Below are 17,989 nucleotides of genomic sequence, written 5' to 3'. Positions count from 1 at the left end.
TTTAGCTCTTACAACCGCTCCTACAAATGACAAAGAGTGGATGACTAAATTTGTGGCTTTGTTTCAAGATAGAATGAATTATATGCAACAAATCACAGATTTTTATCAACTTTTTTTTCAATCCAAACCTTTTTTATCGCAAGAAGCTACACATTTTTTACAAACTAATCCCCAAACAACCCTTATTTTAAAAACTTTTTATAATGTTTTTGATGTTATTGTATTTGAAAAAGATGTTATTGCTAATTCCATTAAACAAGTTACTAACCAAAATGATTTTGCTAAAAAAACACTTTTTATGGCTTTGCGTATCGGAACTACTTGCAAAATGCATGGTCCCAGTATCGCCCTTTTATTAGAATTGTTAGGAAAAAAACAAGTACTTAAAAATCTATCTTATGTTTTAGAACAAGCCCAAAAATTTTAATTAATTCCATTTGAAAAATAATATTTATATATTTCATAATTAATTTAATTTACTTATCATTTTATTTTATATAATTCATTTCATCGCAATTTAACCCTTATTTTTTTCTTTTATTTGCCCCCTCATTTTTCTTTATGCCATTTTCCAAACAAAAAGGATTTCTTTAATGCTAAAAATTTATAACTCTTTAACTCGCAAAAAAGAATTTTTTAACCCTGCCCATCCGCCCCAAATTAACATGTATGTTTGTGGACCTACTGTCTATAATCACCTGCATTTAGGAAACACCAGACCGTTAATTTTTTTTGATACAGTGAAAAGATATTTAGAAATGCTTAATTTTAGGGTATATTATGTAGTAAATATTACTGATATTGATGATAAAATTATTGAAAATGCCCTTAAAAACCAAGTTTTGGAACAAGATTTAGCCAATAAATATATTAAATCTTTCAACAATCTCCTCAAAACCCTAAACATTCAAACCATTAATTTTAAACCTCAAGCTACTCAATATATCAATTATATGATTGTCTACATCCAAACTCTTTTAGACCAAGGATTTGCTTATTTTACCGATCAAGGAATATATTTTCGTGTATCTAAAATTGATGATTATGGTAAACTCAAAAAACAAGATTTATCCCAACTTAAACAAAATGCACGTAAACAATTAGACCCTCAAAAAGAATTTCCAGGAGATTTTATTTTATGGAAAAAAACTTCGCAAGGTATTACATACCCAAGTCCTTGGTTTGCAGGGCGTCCTGGTTGGCATACTGAATGTGCAACTATGATTGAACAACTTTTTAAATTGCCTTTGGATATTCATGGAGGAGGTACAGATTTAAAATTTCCTCATCATGAAAATGAAATTGCCCAAACACACGCCCATAGCCACCAAAAACTAGCTAATTTTTTTATGCATGTAGAAAGATTAGATTATCAAAATCAAAAAATGTCTAAATCTTTAGGAAATATTATTTGGTGTAAAGATTTATTAAAACAATACAATCCTTGCATAATAAAGCTTTTAATTTTGAGTACTCATTACCGCAAGCCAATCAATTTTAGTTATGATTTGATGGAACAAACCCAACAAAAATACCAAAAAATAACTGATTTTTTAACTAAAAATAATTTTTATTTAAAAGTTAATCAATTTTATTGCCAAGCCTTAGACCAAGATATAATGCAGTTATTTCATCAATTAATGCAAGATGATTTGGCTACTCATAAAGTAATGGATTTAATGGAACAAACAATTAAACAAGCCCATCAAACCCAAATTTTGGATAATTTATCCCAATTTCAAAACTCTTTATTATTAATTTTAAATATTTTAGGAATTACAATTCCATTTAACAAACCAACAAAAACAGACTTACAAACATATTTTTTGTGGCAAGATGCAAGAAAATATAGAGATTTTGCCCAAGCAGATATTTTAAGAAAGCAATTATTAGATAAAGGCTTTATTTAAAAACTTTGAAACGCTCCAATAATTTGCCCCCACATTTTAATTATTTTTTTTACCTTTTTTTATTTTTCAATATTATTTATTGCAATTCACAAACATTACAATAATTTTATTTATTTAGAAAAAGACCTCTTAATTGAGGTTTTTAATATATTATCAGTATCAGAGGGAATCGTGCTAAAAGTTTATTATAATCAAACCACCCTAAATGTTCCTTTAAACACTAGTTTAGAGACTTTAAAAAATCAATTAAACCTTAAAAATGTTTATGCTGCCAAAGTAAATAATAAATTAAAAGAACTTACCTTTAAATTGCATGCCCCCATCAATCAAATTACTTTTTTAGGCGCTTGGAACGCTGCGGCTGTAAATATTTATGAAGCTAGTTTAAGATATTTAGTTGCTATGGCATCTTACAAACTTTTTGAAAATATTTCATTACATTTTACTTATTATAGTTCTTCTAGTATTTTGGTATCTTTTCCCAAAGAAATTACCTTTTTGCCAGAAATGTTTCAAAAAATTAAAGAAGAAATGCATTTGTTAGTATCGCAAAAATTAGATATTACCAAAAAGAAATTGCCCCTTGAAAAAGCCTTGCAAATTTATCAATCTTTGGGATTTGGGGATAAAATTAGTCTCCTCAAACAAAAAACTCCTTCCTTTGCTACCCTTTATTTTTGCCGAAACTATTGTAATTATATGTATCAAGGTTTAGTTCCTAACACTAGTTATTTAGATAAATATCATTTATTTTATCATCAAAATGGGTTTGTTATGCAATTTGCAACTCCTTTTAGTGATGAAAAAATTCCTCCTTTTCAACAAGAACCTCTATTTGAACAAATGCTTACTCAAAGTTTGGCTTTTAAAAAAGCTATTCAAATGCAAAATGTTTCCCAAATTAATCAATTTGCCAAAACTGCTCAAAGTCAATTTAATTTAATTAATCTTGCAGAAATTAATCATCAAAATCAGTTGCAACAATTAAGTGCTAAAATTGCTAAACGTGCCTCCAATCTTAAAATTATTAATATTTCGGGTCCTTCTTCTAGTGGAAAAACTACATTTGCTAAAAGATTACAATTACAATTACAAGCGTTTGGAATTTGTACTTTTATTATTGCTATGGATAATTATTATTTGCCTTTGAAAGATATTCCCAAAGAAAAAGATGGCATCTCCTTTGATTTTGAAAGTATTGATGCCTTAAATATTACTTTATTTAATCAAAATATCTATGATTTGCTGACTTGCAAAAAGACTACTATTCCCCAATTTGATTTTGTTACTCGTAGTCATACCCAAAAAGATATTCAAACCCATAATCATATTATTTTGGTAGAAGGAATACACGCCATAAACCCTAAACTTACTCCTTTTATTCCAAGATTACAAAAATTTCAAATCTATATTGCCCCACAACATCAATTATCACTAGATTTCCACAATCCTTTACATTTAACCGATGTGAGGTTTTTAAGAAGAGCTATAAGAGATTATATTTCTAGGAATACTACTATTTTAAGGACTTTTGAGTTTTGGGATTCTGTGCGAAAAGGGGAGTTTAGATGGATTTATCCTAATCAACAAGAAGCTGATTTTGTTTTCAATTCTGAATTAATTTATGAATTTAATGTTTTGAAACCATATTTAATTCCTTTGTTATTGCAAATTCCTGAAACAAGTAAGTATTTTGATAAAGCTCAGTATTTTTTAAATTTGTTAAGTTTTTTTAAATCTTTTGATTCTAATTTAGTGTTTCATGAGTCTTTGTTAAAAGAATTTATTGGTGGGAGTCCTTTTTATTTTTAGATTATTTTATAATTAAATATTTTGTTATATGGAAAGATTAACTTTTGCAAAAGTTAATCTTTTTTGTTGAAAAAGATATATTATATAAATGAGGATGTATAAATTATAATTGCAGTATTTAAGGCAAAAACTTATCAATATGCAGTTGTATCACAAAAATAGTTATATTCATGTTATAATTAAGCTGTAAAAAGTTATTATATTTTAATATTTAAGTGTATAAAGATATTTAAATATAATTTATTCAAAAATATTCATACACAAAATATTGATGTGAGGAACTTTATGTATCAGAAAAAAATTTTAATTAGATTTGGAGAATTATTTTTAAAAGGAAAAAATAAAAAAGCTTTCATTAATACATTAAGACAATTATTACAAAATAAAATTAAAGACCTTTGCAACGTTCAAATGTATTTTAAATATGATTATGCTTATCTAGAATATATTTATGATGCAAGTTTAGAAAAAGAAATTCTTAAAAGATTATCTTATGTATCGGGAATTTCTTCTTTTGTTGTAGTAAGTCAAGCAAGTAGACAATTAGATGATATTGTTCAAAAAGCTTGTTTATTGTTGCAAGAAAAAATTACAAAAAATACTTCTTTTAAAATAGAAACCACTAGAAAAGATAAAAGTTTTGCTTTAAAAAGTTTGGAACTTACCCAACAAATTGCTCCTTTAATTTTAAAGCAGTTTGAAGGTAAATTAATAGTTGATGTTAAAAATCCTCAAGTTATTTTATATGTTAGTATTAGAAAAGAAAACAATTATATTTATTTAAAAAGTGATGAAACTCAAGCTTTAGGAGGGTTTCCTGTTTCTTCTGGTGGTAGAGGAACTGTTTTGATGAGTGGTGGTATTGATTCTCCTGTAGCTGCTTATTTGGCGATGAAAAAAGGTATTACAGTAGAGTTATTGCATTTTGAATCAAGCCCTTTAACTCCTTTAGAATCAATCCAAAAAGTAATTGATTTAGCTAAAGTTTTGAGTCGTTATGCTTTTGGTAATCAAATTAAATTGCATTTAGTGCCTTTTAGATATTTGCAAGAAACAATTACTAAAACAGTTCTAGATTCTTATATCATTAATGTTATGCGTCGGATGATGTATCGTTTAGCTTCTCAATTTGCTTTTCAAAACAATCATTTATGTTTAATTAATGGCGAATCAGTAGGACAAGTAGCAAGTCAAACTTTGGAAAGTATGCAGACAACCACTCAAGTAACGAGTATGACTATTTTAAGACCTTTAGTTACTATGGATAAAAATGAAATAATTAAAATAGCTAAACAAATTGATACTTTTGATATTTCTATTCGTGCTTTTCATGATTGTTGTACTCTTTATTTGCCTCAAAATCCCACCACTAAACCAACTATTCTAAAAGCTAAAAGAGAAGAGCAAAAAATAGATTATTTTCCCTTATTAAATGATGCTTTGCAAAATACAATTACTCTAAATATAGACCAACATTTGCAATTTAATATCTGTGATTATGGTTTTTTTGATGTAAAAGAAGCAATTAAGCATTTTTGCGAACAAAATCCGGAGCAAACAATTGTAAGTCAATATTAAAATACAAAAGATAAAAAACAATTCAATAAAATAATATTCAATAAAATAATATTCAATAAAATAATATTCAAAAAGAGCTTAAAATGCAAATTAATTTTATATTTTTATGCTTTACTAATTGCATTCAAAGGAACATTTATGATTACATCGAAACAAAATCCTACTTTTAAAAAATTAAAAAAATTACAATTAAAAAAATATCGCGATTTATATCAACAATTTTTAGTATATGGTGATCATCTCATTGAACAAGCACAAAAAAACAACGCTGTTGTTACCATTTTTACTTCTAATGAGGAAAAACCAGGGATTTTTATTGCGCCTTCTTTGATGAAAGAATTATCTCAAACTAAAACTGTCTTTGAGCAAATGGCTCTTTGCAAACCTACCTCAGAGAATAATTTATTGTCTGATAAAATTTTAGTTTTGGATGATATTCAAGACCCTGCTAATTTAGGAGCTTTAATGCGTTCTGCTAGTGCTTTTGGGTTTAATCAAGTTTTTGCCAGTTTTCATAGTGCTGATTTTTATCATGAAAAAACTATTAGATCAAGCCAAGGTGCCTTATTTTCGCTTTCCTTAAAAAGAGGCAATACCAAATCCTTTTTAGAAGGAATTAAAGAAAAAAACTATTCTATTTTTAGTGCTTTTCCCCAAAAAGCCAATATTACTATGGAAGATGCTAAAAAATATCCTAAAAAAGTATTAGTTTTAGGAAACGAAGGACAAGGGATTTCTTTGGAAACAGAAGCCCTTTCTGATTATTTTGTAAATATTTGCACTCAAAATGTCGAAAGCCTAAATGTTGCAGTTGCAGGAAGCATTTTAATGTATCTTTTGTAATTACCAAAGATAAAAATTTATTGCAAAAAAATAAAACAATAAAATATCATAAAACACATTATAAAATAAATAAAATAATAAAGAGGTTTAAAAATGAATATATTACATGATATTAATCCTGAAAGAATTACCAAAGAAGAGTTTATAGTAGTTATTGAAATTTCTCAAGGAAGTAAAAAAAAATATGAGATTGACAAAGAAACAGGTCTTTTGTTGCTTGATCGTTTTTTGACAACTGCTTTTCGATATCCGATTAATTATGGATTTGTTCCTTTAACTCATTGTGAAGACAATGATCCTTTAGATGTTTTGGTGTTATCTCAAGAAATCCTAGATCCTATGACTTTGGTAAAATGTCGTCCTTTGGGAGTAATTAAAATGATTGATAATTATGAATTAGATGAAAAAGTAATTGCAGTTCCTGTTTTTGATAAGTATTTTTCTCATTTACAAGATTTAAAAGATATGCCTTTGCCAATGATTGCAGAAATTAAGCATTTTTTTGAAAATTACAAAGCTTTGGAAAAGAAAAAAGTAGTTATTGAAGCTATACAAGATAAACAAGCAGCATTTAGTGCTATTGAAACAAGTCTTTTAACTTATCAAAAAGTTATTAAACCTTCTTTAAAGAAAGAAAAAAAGCAATAAAAACCTTCTTATATTTTTGCAAATAAAGTTTATTTGTGTTTTGCCTCCATATCATTTTTCAGTTTTAATAAGGATCAATTGTAATTAAATTATTTGATTAATATTTGATTAAAATGTTTGAAAAGAAAAGATTTGACAATAATATTGGTGATAAATATACTGTACAACAAACTTATTTTTAAAAAAACTTACTAACTCAAATTTGATTATTGCATTTATTTCATTTTGCAAAGGAAAAGTTTAAATTATGAAAACAATTATCACTAATAAAAAAGCATTTTATGATTATTCTTTAGAAAAGAAAAAATATCAAGCAGGAATCAAATTATTAGGAAGCGAAGTAAAATCAATTAGAATAGGAAAAATTAATTTATTAAACTCCTATATTCATATCAAAAATGAAGAAGCTTTTATAGTGAATATGACTATTTTAAAATATCCTTTTAGTTGTTGTTTGGCATATGATGAAAATAGAACTAAAAAGCTTTTGTTGCAAAAACATGAAATTATCCAAATTCAAAACAAAATTAAAACTCAAAAATTGTCTGTTATTCCTTTAAAAGTTTATTTTAATAAAAATTTAGTTAAATTAGAAATTGCCTTAGCTAAAGGTAAGAAACAACACGATAAAAGAAATGCTTTAAAAGACTTTGATGCTAAATTGCGTATTCAAAAAACATTAAAAAACTTTAATCAAAAACAATAACCCTTAACCCTTGTATTTTTTAATGAATAAAAAACCAATTTTAAAAATCCCCAACTTAAATTGCTTAATATTTTGTATTTTTTTGTAGTTTAACAATAATTTATAACAATTAAATTTTTGCAATAATAATGATACAAAATAATCAATTATTTTGTATTTTTTGCTTTTATGCAGATATCAAATTAGACAATAATTAAGGACTCAATAATGAAAATTTCTAAAACGCGTTTTATTAAGTTTTTAAAAGTTTTAAAATATTTGAATTTTAAGTTTTTGTATCAAAATAAATCTCAGTTTCTTTTGGATTTTTCCAATGAACTCAAAGATTTAATTAATGAAGAAACTTATGCTAAAAAACTTGCTTTTTTACAAGAAAATCTAAGCGATCAAGACGAATATCAAGCTGTTTTAAACCAAAAACATTTAAACATTATGCAACCTTATTACAAACAATTAGAGCTTTTGGTAGGTTCTTATTTGGAAAAACATTTTCCAGGAGAAGTTATTTTTTCTTTGGAAACTTATCAACAAAAAAAGTTTCAAATGAATAAACAAGGATATCAATTTTATTGTTTTTTAGATGGATATCAAGAAGACAAAACTACTATTCGTATTTTTGAAACTAAAACTACTACTAGCAAAAAATTCTTAAAATTGCAATTTGTAAACGATAACAAAGAAAAAATGCCCTTTTTCCATTATACAAGTCCTAACACCTTATCACCTTTTTGCAAGGGCTCCAATCAAGACAACCCATCTTATCAAAAAAAAATGCAAACTTTTTTTAATCCCAAATCACAAGAAGGAAAATACATCTATGATTTAACTTATCAAAGATGGGTAATTGAAAATAATTTAACTGAGGCACAAAAAAAGAAAAAAATAGAGTATTATTTGGTAGTTCTTAATTCGGATTATGTTTATGATTGCAAAAGTTGTAATGCGGCTTTGGATCCTAACTTGCTTACTTTTATTGATTTGACTTTGATTACACAACAAGGAACTCAAATATTAGAAAATGATGCCAATCTTTTAATTTCTTATTTGTCTTCAAAAACTAACAAGCTAAACGACACTTCTGCTTATTATTTGTTGCCTGAAAAAATCCTTCATTTTTATGAAAACATCCCTTCCAAAGACAGTATTTTTACTTATTTTTATAATCATTTAGGTTTTTTTGACTCCCAAAACAAACAAAAACACGAAACACAACAGTTAATTTTGCAACAATATTATCATGTTTCTGACATTCCTTTTGCTTGGTTGAATCGTTTTGATAACAAAGTGCAACAAAAAGTTACCCAAAAAAAGCTTCCTTATTATTGTTTTGATAAGATTAAAGCAGGGTTGCAAACTCTAAAATACCCTCTTTATTATTTAGATTTTGAGGCTTTTCCGTGTCCTTTTCCTAGATTTAAAGGCGAAAAACCCTATACTCAATCCTTATTTCAATTTTCACTTCACATCGAAAAAGCCCCTGGTTTGTGCAACAAAGATAAAAATCACGTTTCTTTTTTGGCACCCGATCACGCCGATTACAGAAAAACCCTATTAGAAAAACTAACCAATGCCATTTTAGATGATGGAGGCTCCATTATTGTTTATCATAAAGCTTTTGAAAAAACACGCCTTCAAGAATTATCTTTGCTTTTTCCTGAATATTCCTTGCAAATCCAAAACATTATTGCGCGTATTTTCGACCTTAAAGACCTTCTAAAAGGCAGCAAAACTTTTTATCAAAACCTAGGATTTGATTCCGAACAAGCCGCAGGCATTAATTTTTATCATCCCCATTTGCAAGGTTCTTTTTCTATCAAAAAAATTACTCCTTTATTTTGCAATTTGAATTATCAAAATTTAGTTATTCAAAATGGTATTGAGGCTTTTTTAACTTATATTCAACTGCCTAAAATGTCTCCTTTGCAATTTCAAGCGCAATTTCAAGCCTTAGAAAAATATTGCAAACAAGATACTTGGGTAATGGTAGAAATTTTGAAAGGACTTATCAGCCAAACCCAAAAACCTAATTTCTTATATTTAACTCCTAAAGATATTGTCCAATAGTCAAATTTATTATTTTTATCTCCTTTTTACTCACAAAATTCCTTAAGGATGCATAAAAAATTGTTATTTTCCTTGGGAAATGATATAATTATATTATGAGTTATTTTTTTTCATCAAAAGATAAAAATGGTGTTTGTAACAAATCACTGTTTTTTTTATTTTGTATCTGGTTTTAGTTGGTTGCGTTTGTTAATTTTAAATTCGCCCACATCTAACAAGATGCATTTACTAGGAGGTATCGTTTGATTAGTAAGAATTTTTTTAAACTTTTAGATAAAATCGCTCAAGAAAGAGATTTAGATAAAGACCAAGTTATTGATGCTTTTGCTAAAGGATTGATTTCTGGTTGCAAAAAAAATCATAAAGTTAAAAGCTGTAAAATCCAGTTAAAAGAAGACAAAAGCGAAATTATTTTATATAAACAATTTTTGGTTGCCGACGAAGCTACTATGAGCACTATTAATTTAAAAGAGTCAACTCCCATTACTCTTGAAGAAGCCCAACAAATTAAGCCTCATGCCAAAATAGGTCAAGTAATTGATATTAAAGTTGATCCTAAAGATTTTAATCTATACGCTGTCAAAGAATTTAAAAATCAATTCAACGAAGAGCTTACCAAAAAGAAAAGAGAAAACATTTATAATTTTTTCAAACAACAAGAAGGCAAATTAATTAGCGCTAAAATTATTTCGGAAAACGATAAATTTTATAATTTGGAATTAGAAAAAGAAATTACTACCTTGCTGCCTAAAAAAGAAATTGCTTCCAATAATGAAATGCAAGTAGGCGAAAGAATTCAAGTTTTTTTGTCAGAAGTAAGAAAAACTACTAAATGGCCTAAGATTTTTGTCAGTTGTAATCATGTGGGACTTGTAGTTAAAGTGTTAGAAGAAAATATTCCTGAAATCCAAGAAGGCATCGTTAAAATTGCAGGGGTTGCCCGCATTTCTGGCGAACGTACCAAAATTGGTTTATTGTCCTGCGACGCTCAAGTAGATGCCATTGGCTCTTGTATTGGCGAAAGAAGTAACCGTATTAAAAATGTTATCAAAATCCTTAAAGGCGAAAAAGTTGATTTATTTGTTTGGAGCGACGATCCCCAAGAACTTATTGCAAATGCCCTCAAACCTGCTTCATGCCTTCAAGTTGTCATCAAAGACGACATTAACAAATATGCTCTTGCAATTGTTCCTGACGACCAATTTTCTTTAGCGATTGGTAAATTAGGTAAAAATGTTAAATTAGCAGTGGAAGTAACTAAGTGGAATATTGATATCAAAACCTTAGATCAAGCCCAAACAGAAGGATTAATTTAATTGTAATGACTGTTTTGCGAACTTGTATAGTTTCTAAAAAAATTCAAGATATCAAAAAAATGATTAGAATAAATAGCACTAAACAAGGAAAAGTAGCTGTTGATTTTAATTTAGCACTTCAAGGAAGAGGAGCATATCTAACTTTAAAACTTGAATATGTTATTTTGTCGCAAAAAAAGAAACTTTTAGATAAAAAACTCAAAACCAAAGTTCCTGAAGAAATATATCAAACTCTTTTAAAATTGATTGCTTTGCAAACTTAGCAAACATTTTTATATTTTATTTATGCATTTTTCCATCTTTGAAATATTTTTTGTTCACTTCACACTTCACATTTTTTATTTTGTGCCCAATTTATTTTTTATGTTGCAATCTTTTATTTTCATGCATTAAAAATTATTAAAATTAAAGGAGGGATGTAAATGACCCTTAACAAAAAAACAAATAATGAAAATTCATCCAAAACTACCCCTAAATTATCCAAGGAAACGGATTTGCGAAACGATTTTGCTAGTAAAAACTATGTTTTTAATCCCCAAGACAAAGTTTTTCAAATCGCTCAAGTTTTTGGCATTACCAGTGCTGTTTTAATTAAAAAATTATTACAATTAGGACTTAAAGCAGATGTTAATCAAACCTTAGAAAAAGATATTGTTGAACTTTTAGCCAAAGATTACAATATTCAAGTAAGCGAACCCCAAGAAAAACAATCCCCACCACAACTTCAACCGCAAACACCTTCCCTCACTAAAACCAAACCCAACCAAAAACTTAATTTGCAAAAAAAATCGCCCATTGTAACTATTATGGGACACGTTGACCACGGCAAAACCACCCTATTAGATGCCATTCGAAAAACTCGTGTAGTTGATCAAGAATTTGGAGGCATTACCCAACACATAGGAGCTTATCAAGTTGAATACCAAGGCAATAAAATAACTTTTATTGATACTCCAGGACATGAAGCTTTTGATAAGATGAGGGCTAGAGGAGCTAAAATTACTGATATTTGTATTTTGGTAGTAGCAGTTGATGATTGTGTCAAACCACAAACCTTAGAAGCCTTGAAGCACGCCCAAGAAGCCCAAATTCCTATTATTGTTGCTTTAAATAAAATTGATAAACCCAATAATAACACACAACAAATTATGCAAGAATTATCTAGTTATGATTTGTTGCCTGAAGAATGGGGCGGCACTACTCCTTATATTGCTATTTCTGCTTTAAAAAGAGAAGGTTTGGAAAAAATATTAGAAATTATTCTTTTAGTTAGTGAAATCCAAAATTTACAAGCTAATCCCGATCAAAAAGCTCAAGGAACAGTTATTGAGGCAAGCCTTGATAAATCTTTAGGGTTGGTGGCTACTTTTATTGTAAGTGATGGAAACCTCAAAGTAGGCGATATCGTCGTTGCTGGAGCTTCTTATGGAAAAATTCGTTCCATGGAAGATGAAAACAAAAAAACACTAACCAAAGCCTTACCTTCGCAACCTGTGCGTGTTGCAGGATTAAAAGAAGTGCCTCAAGCAGGAGATATTTTTTACGCCGTTGCTAATGAAAAACAAGCACGCCAAATTGTAGCCGAAAAAAAAGCCCAAACTAAAGAAACTTTAGCCAAAACCCTTTCACCTCTTCATTTAGAAGATATTTTACAAGACTTAGAAACCGAAAAACCGCAAGAACTAAATATCATTTTAAAAGCTGATACTCAAGGAAGTTTGGAAGCGCTTCAAGGTATGATTGCCAAAATTAAAGTATCTGATCTTAAAGTGCAACTTTTGCGCGCTGCTGTTGGCACCATTACAGAAACAGATATTGCTTTTGCCAAATCATCAGACAGTTTTTTAATAGGCTTCAATATCAAACCTGCTTCTTCCACACTCAAATCTGCTCAAAGACAAGAAGTAAAAATTACTATTCATAATGTTATTTACCGCATTATTGAAGATATTGAACAAAAATTAAAATCTATGATTAAGCCTATTTTTGAAGAAGTGGTTACTGGTAAAGTAGAAGTAAGAAAAATTTTTAATATCAGTAAAGTTGGCAATATTGCTGGTTGTTATGTGACACAAGGTATTGTCAATAATAGCGATTTTGCCAAAGTAATGCGCAATGATGAAGTTTTATTTAAAGGTAAAATTGCATCCTTAAAACATCTCAAAGACAACATTAAATCTGCCAAACAAGGTTATGAGTGCGGCATTTTACTTAATGGTTTTAATGATTTTGAAATTAATGATATAATAGAAACATCTAAACTAAGCAAAGTAGAGGAATAAAAAATGGTAACAACAGCTGAAAGACTGTCTAGTCTAATTCAAAAAGAATTGGTGTTAATTAATGATGTTATTCAAGACGAACAAATAGGATATATTAATTTAACCGATGTTAAAGTAACAAAAGACTTGTCTTTTGCTAATGTTTATTACACTATTTTAAGCGATGATCCAACTGTTTTGAAATTAACAGAAGAAACTATTGAACAAAATAAAGTTGTTATTCGGTTGGAATTAGCTAAAAAAATTAAAAATTTTCGTAAAATACCTGATTTAGTTTTTAAATATGATAAATCTTTATCTTATGGACTCCGTATAGAAAATATTTTAAAAGATATTAATAAATAATTCTTTCTTTGTTATTTGTTTCAATAATTTATATAAGGGATGCTTTAATAAAGGCATCTTTTTTCTTTATTGGCGTTGGTATTTTGTTATCTTTTTTATTAAAAATAATTTGCGCACAAAATACAAAAATTAAAATCACTTTTCTTTGTGCAATTCCAAAAAATAATGTAATTAGTAAAATAATTCAAATATATAATTGCAAAAATAAATTTGCAAACGGCTTTTGTTTTGCTTTTTTGTTTTTGCTTATCATAAATAATAAAATGAAATAATAAAACACAACAAAAAGAAAGGAAAAACGATGAAACTTATTGTAGGTTTGGGCAATCCAGGTACCAAATTTGTAAACACTCGTCATAATGTTGGTTTTGGTGTTGTTGATTCTTTTTTAAGTCAAAATAAATATCAAATCTTGAAGGAAGACAAAACCGCCCACATTTATCAAATTAATTTTAACAACCACCAATCATTATTGATTAAACCACAAACGTATATGAATTTATCAGGTGAAGTGGTAAAAAAAATTATAAATAAATATCGCATTAAGATAGAAAATATTTTAGTTATTGTAGATGATATTTATTTGGATGAAGGCAAATTAAAGTTAAAAATGCAAGGTGGTCATGGAGGGCATAACGGATTAAGGAATATTATTGATCGTTTAGGCACTAAACAATTTAAAAGGTTGAAAATAGGAGTAAGTTTAGATTCTTGCATGCCTTTGGATCAATATCTTTTAACGCCTGTCAATGCAAGCAGTCAAAAAAATATTTTAAAAAACATTAATATTATTAATAAAATTATATTTAATTTTATCCAAGATGTGGATTTTAATATTTTAATGAATGGGTATAATTCTAAACTTTGATTTTGTATTACCCATTATTATTTATTTGAAAATAAATGATTTCTTAATTGAACAAATTTATAAAGGCATAAAAAAAGAGCAAATATGAAAATATTTGCTCTTTTTATTTATTTTATTTCTTCTTTTAAATCTATTTTTGTGATTTTGATTTGAGAAATTACTTTATCATTGTGTTTTAAGATTGTAAATTTAAAATTCTTGTAAATGATTTCGGTATTTTTGTCATTTGGTTTGGGGAATCTTCCCAATTGTCCTATTAAAAAACCACTTAAAGTATCATAATCTTCAGTGCTAAATTCTAATTTAATTGCTTCTGCGACCTCTTCTAAATCAGCAAATCCATTAACAATATATTCATTTTTGGCAACTTCTTTAATCATTAGCTCTTCGTTGTCGTATTCATCCGAAATTTCACCTAAGATCTCTTCAATTAAATCCTCAAAAGTAATTATTCCAGCTGTGCCACCATATTCGTCAATTACTATTGCCATATGGGTTTTGGTTTTTTTCATTTCGCGGAAAAATTCATTAGTATTTTTTGTATCTGGGACCAAATAAGGTTTTCTAATGAATTTTTTCAAATCAAAAATTTTATTTGGGTTTGAGGACATTAAATAATTAAAAATATCTTTAACATGTAAAATGCCTATAATATTATCAATACTATTTTCATAAACTGGAAAACGTGTGTATTTTTCATTTTGGATAGTTTTAATTAATTCTTTTTTGTTAATTTCAACATCAATTGCAACTACTTCGGTGCGGTGGCGCATTACTTCAGAAATGTTTGTGTGATCAAATTCAAAAATATTTTGAATCATTTTATTTTCATCTTTGTCAATGATGCCTTTTTGATAACTTGAAGTTAACATTAAGCGTAGTTCGTCTTCTGAGACTTGTATGCTATTTTTGTTAGGATTTAGTCCAAAAACAATAAGAAAAAGATCACTTACTTGAGTCAAAATCCAAACCAAAGGCGTAATTAACCAAGCAATTAAGGAAATAGAACCAGAAAAAAGATAAGCAATTTTGGAAGGTGCATGCATTGCTATGCGTTTAGGAATTAATTCTCCAAAAATAATAGAAAGGGTAATAATTAAAGCCTCAATTCCGATGTTATGTAATGAAAAATGCCCTTCTGTTTCTCTTAGCCAACAAGATGTTACAATATTTCCTTGAAAAAAAGTAATGATGTGAATCATAATTTGAATTACTGATAAAAAAGTGGTTGGTTTGGCTTTGATTTTTTTGACTCTTAGAGCATTTTTATTGCCCTTTTTGATATCTAATTCAATTTTGCTTTCGTTAGTAGAAATAAAAGATATTTCGCAAGCTGCAAAAAAAGCATTTAATGCGATTAAAATAATCAATATGACTATCGGATTCATAAGAAAAAACACCTTTTGGCATTAATGAACATTTTATTATTTGCTAAATTTGATTTTTTACCCACAAACGTCTTTTTTTCAAAGATCTTTATTGTGCTAAATTTTATACTATCACTATCGTCCATATTTTTTTGAAATAATACCTCGCTTTTAATTTATATTTTTAATAACTAACTGATTTCATTTTAACATAAATAATAAAAAATGTCAATTTATAAAGTAAAATAATTGCTGGTTTTTCATTGTTTTTTGCTCGCTTTTGTGGTACATATTTTTTTGTTAATGGAAAATAAAAGCAATAAAAAAGAATAGTAATTTTATTTGGGTGTTTCTTTTGGTTTTGTGATTTTTTTGTGATTTGTGGTAATTGAAAAAATTGATGACTATTTTCAAAAACTTCTGTTTGCTATTATTGTTGCCTTTTGGTTTGGCGTTTCTTTTTTTGCCTCCATGCAATTTTAATTTATCTTTGTATTTTATAATTTGTTTACAATAAATTAGCAAACCTATCAAAAATAATTAAAGCATCTTGGTGAATGTTGTTTTCCAAAATAAAATCTAGATCCAAAGGCCAAATGCTATATTTTAGTGTCAATAAACAGCGATAACGGTTATTTTTTTTAGGAATAAGTGATAAAACAGGACCTAAAACAGTTATTTTGTGTGAAAAGCGATTGGCCAATACTGCTTTGATGCGGTAAGCAATATCAAAAGTTTTTTTAAAATCTTTATGAGAGATTAAAATTTGGCTCAGGTATCCAAATGGAGGGTTTTGTGACATTTTTCTTTCTTCTAAAAGTTGTCTCAAAAACTCCTTTTCTTCATATTTGACTGCCGCATTAATTGAAAAATGGTCTATATTATAGCTTTGCACAATTACTTTGCCTTGTTCTTTTCTGCCACAACGTCCTGCTGCTTGAATGAGTAATTGAAAGGTTTTTTCTGAGCCTTTAAAACTAGGAATTTTGAGTAAATAATCTGCCATTAAAATACCTACTAAAGTAACTTTGTGAAAGTCAAGTCCTTTGGCAATCATTTGAGTTCCTAACAAAATATCTGCTTTTTCTTGATTAAAATCGTTCCATAATTTTTCGTATTGACTAATTTTTGTGATAGTATCTGAATCAAATTTGATAAGTCTTGCTTGCAAAAATTCTTTTTGGAGATAAGCTTCGATGTATTCGATACCAACGCCTACTTCTTTTATTTGTTCTTTGTAGCAGCGCATGCATTTTGGTGTAAATTGCTCTTTATAGTTGCAATGACTACATTTTAATAGTTCTTGTTTTTGATAAAAAGTAAGGCTATTGTTGCATTTATGGCATTTGGGGACAAAGCCGCAAAAACGACATAAAACAAATGGTGCAAAACCTTTAGTGTTGATAAATAAAATGGCTTGTTGTTGTTTGGCTAGAACTTCCCTTAATGAATGTTTGAGGGTTTGGGAAAAAGGTTCTAAATTGCCTTTTTTTAATTCTTCTTTCATGTCTACAAGTTCGATGGGAGGTAAAGCATCAATTAAAGCTCTTTTGGTAAGGCTTAAAAGTTGATAATTTTGTTGTAAAACTTGATAATGACTTTCCAAAGAAGGAGTAGCGCTTCCTAAAATTAAAGGAATTTTGTGGTATTTAGCCCTTATTTGTGCCAAGGTTCTTGCATCATAAGTGGCGCGCTCTTTTTCTATTAAAGCCTCGTCGTGTTCTTCGTCAATGACGACAATTCCTAAATTATTTAAAGGAGCAAAAATAGCACTACGAGTGCCTAAAACAATGCAGACTTGTTGTTCTTTGATTTTTAAAAATTGGTCTAAATGTTCTTTGGGGCTTAAATAACTGTGTAAAATAGCTATATTTTTGTTTGTGAATTTGGCTTGGAGGCGTTGCATTAAAGGAGCTATTAATATTACTTCAGGTACCAATAATAAAACTTGTTTATTTTGATTGAGAACTTTGGTAATTAAATGGAGATAAATTTCAGTTTTACCTGAGCCTGTTTTTCCGTGTAAAAGATAAGTTTTGTGGTAGTTAAGATTTATTTTTTGTGCTATTTGTTGTTGTTCTTCATTCAAAATTATTTTTTTGTCTTCTGCAAGTAAATCAAAGTTGTGATTTAGAACTATACTTATTTTTTGTTCTGTTTGTAAAAGAATCTTTTTGCGGATTAAGGATTGAATAATGCTGTTTGAAGTCAATTCTAAGGCTTTTTTTCTTGTGATTTCTTGAGTTTTTA

General features: G+C 28.0%; 14 protein-coding genes and 1 pseudogene. 13 read left to right on the top strand and 2 right to left on the bottom strand.

Annotation, left to right across the window (positions count from 1 at the left end):
• The 13 genes and pseudogenes from OYV_RS01460 to pth form a co-directional block, all read left to right on the top strand.
• Positions 1–427: pseudogene (locus tag OYV_RS01460) on the top strand (glutamate--tRNA ligase); the annotation flags it as partial.
• 166 nt (positions 428–593) lie between these two features.
• On the top strand, positions 594–1,910 hold the full coding sequence (cysS, locus tag OYV_RS01455; RefSeq protein WP_042067942.1) for a cysteine--tRNA ligase: 1,317 nt from the start codon (positions 594–596) through the stop codon (positions 1,908–1,910).
• A gap of 171 nt (positions 1,911–2,081) precedes the next feature.
• Positions 2,082–3,722: a nucleoside kinase gene (locus OYV_RS01450; protein WP_042067941.1), complete on the top strand. Its 1,641-nt coding sequence runs from the start codon at positions 2,082–2,084 to the stop codon at positions 3,720–3,722.
• Between the two features lie 285 nt (positions 3,723–4,007).
• Positions 4,008–5,300 carry a tRNA uracil 4-sulfurtransferase ThiI gene (gene thiI / locus OYV_RS01445; protein WP_042067940.1) on the top strand — a complete coding sequence of 431 codons (1,293 nt, stop codon included), beginning with the start codon at positions 4,008–4,010 and terminating at the stop codon, positions 5,298–5,300.
• A 138-nt stretch (positions 5,301–5,438) separates the two neighbouring features.
• Positions 5,439–6,143, top strand: coding sequence for a TrmH family RNA methyltransferase (locus tag OYV_RS01440; protein ID WP_042067938.1), 705 nt, complete (start codon positions 5,439–5,441; stop codon positions 6,141–6,143).
• Positions 6,144–6,236: 93 nt separating this feature from the next.
• Positions 6,237–6,791 carry an inorganic diphosphatase gene (locus OYV_RS01435; RefSeq protein WP_042067937.1) on the top strand — a complete coding sequence of 185 codons (555 nt, stop codon included), beginning with the start codon at positions 6,237–6,239 and terminating at the stop codon, positions 6,789–6,791.
• A gap of 247 nt (positions 6,792–7,038) precedes the next feature.
• On the top strand, positions 7,039–7,497 hold the full coding sequence (gene smpB, locus OYV_RS01430; protein WP_172642340.1) for an SsrA-binding protein SmpB: 459 nt from the start codon (positions 7,039–7,041) through the stop codon (positions 7,495–7,497).
• Positions 7,498–7,704: 207 nt separating this feature from the next.
• Positions 7,705–9,561, top strand: a complete 1,857-nt coding sequence (locus OYV_RS01425; protein WP_042067935.1) for a DUF2779 domain-containing protein — start codon at positions 7,705–7,707, stop codon at positions 9,559–9,561.
• Positions 9,562–9,803: 242 nt separating this feature from the next.
• Positions 9,804–10,877 (top strand): transcription termination factor NusA, encoded by a 1,074-nt coding sequence (gene nusA, locus OYV_RS01420; RefSeq protein WP_042067933.1) that lies wholly within the window; start codon positions 9,804–9,806, stop codon positions 10,875–10,877.
• Positions 10,878–10,882: 5 nt separating this feature from the next.
• The gene (locus tag OYV_RS01415) at positions 10,883–11,140 is read left to right on the top strand and encodes a YlxR family protein (RefSeq protein WP_011160524.1); all 258 of its coding nucleotides are present in this window, start codon (positions 10,883–10,885) and stop codon (positions 11,138–11,140) included.
• 159 nt (positions 11,141–11,299) lie between these two features.
• Entirely contained in the window at positions 11,300–13,159 is a 1,860-nt protein-coding gene (gene infB, locus OYV_RS01410) for a translation initiation factor IF-2 (RefSeq protein ID WP_052360389.1), read from the top strand.
• Positions 13,160–13,162: 3 nt separating this feature from the next.
• Complete coding sequence (rbfA, locus tag OYV_RS01405; protein WP_042067931.1) at positions 13,163–13,504, top strand: 30S ribosome-binding factor RbfA; 342 nt, start codon at positions 13,163–13,165, stop codon at positions 13,502–13,504.
• Between the two features lie 301 nt (positions 13,505–13,805).
• A complete protein-coding gene (gene pth / locus OYV_RS01395) occupies positions 13,806–14,372 on the top strand; it encodes an aminoacyl-tRNA hydrolase (protein WP_042067926.1) in 567 nt (188 codons plus the stop codon).
• Positions 14,373–14,479: 107 nt separating this feature from the next.
• Here the strand turns inward: pth and OYV_RS01390 are convergent, their stop codons facing one another.
• Together OYV_RS01390 and priA are read right to left on the bottom strand one after the other, a co-directional pair.
• Positions 14,480–15,760 (bottom strand): hemolysin family protein, encoded by a 1,281-nt coding sequence (locus tag OYV_RS01390; RefSeq protein ID WP_041624676.1) that lies wholly within the window; start codon positions 15,758–15,760, stop codon positions 14,480–14,482.
• A 487-nt stretch (positions 15,761–16,247) separates the two neighbouring features.
• Positions 16,248–17,989: replication restart helicase PriA (gene priA / locus OYV_RS01380; RefSeq protein WP_042067918.1), on the bottom strand; the 1,742-nt coding region annotated here is incomplete at its 5' end.

It is taken from the genome of 'Chrysanthemum coronarium' phytoplasma (assembly GCF_000744065.1).
GTDB classification, from domain to species: Bacteria; Bacillota_I; Bacilli_A; order Acholeplasmatales; family Acholeplasmataceae; genus Phytoplasma; species Phytoplasma asteris.
This window is presented reverse-complemented; position numbering and strand designations above follow the sequence as displayed.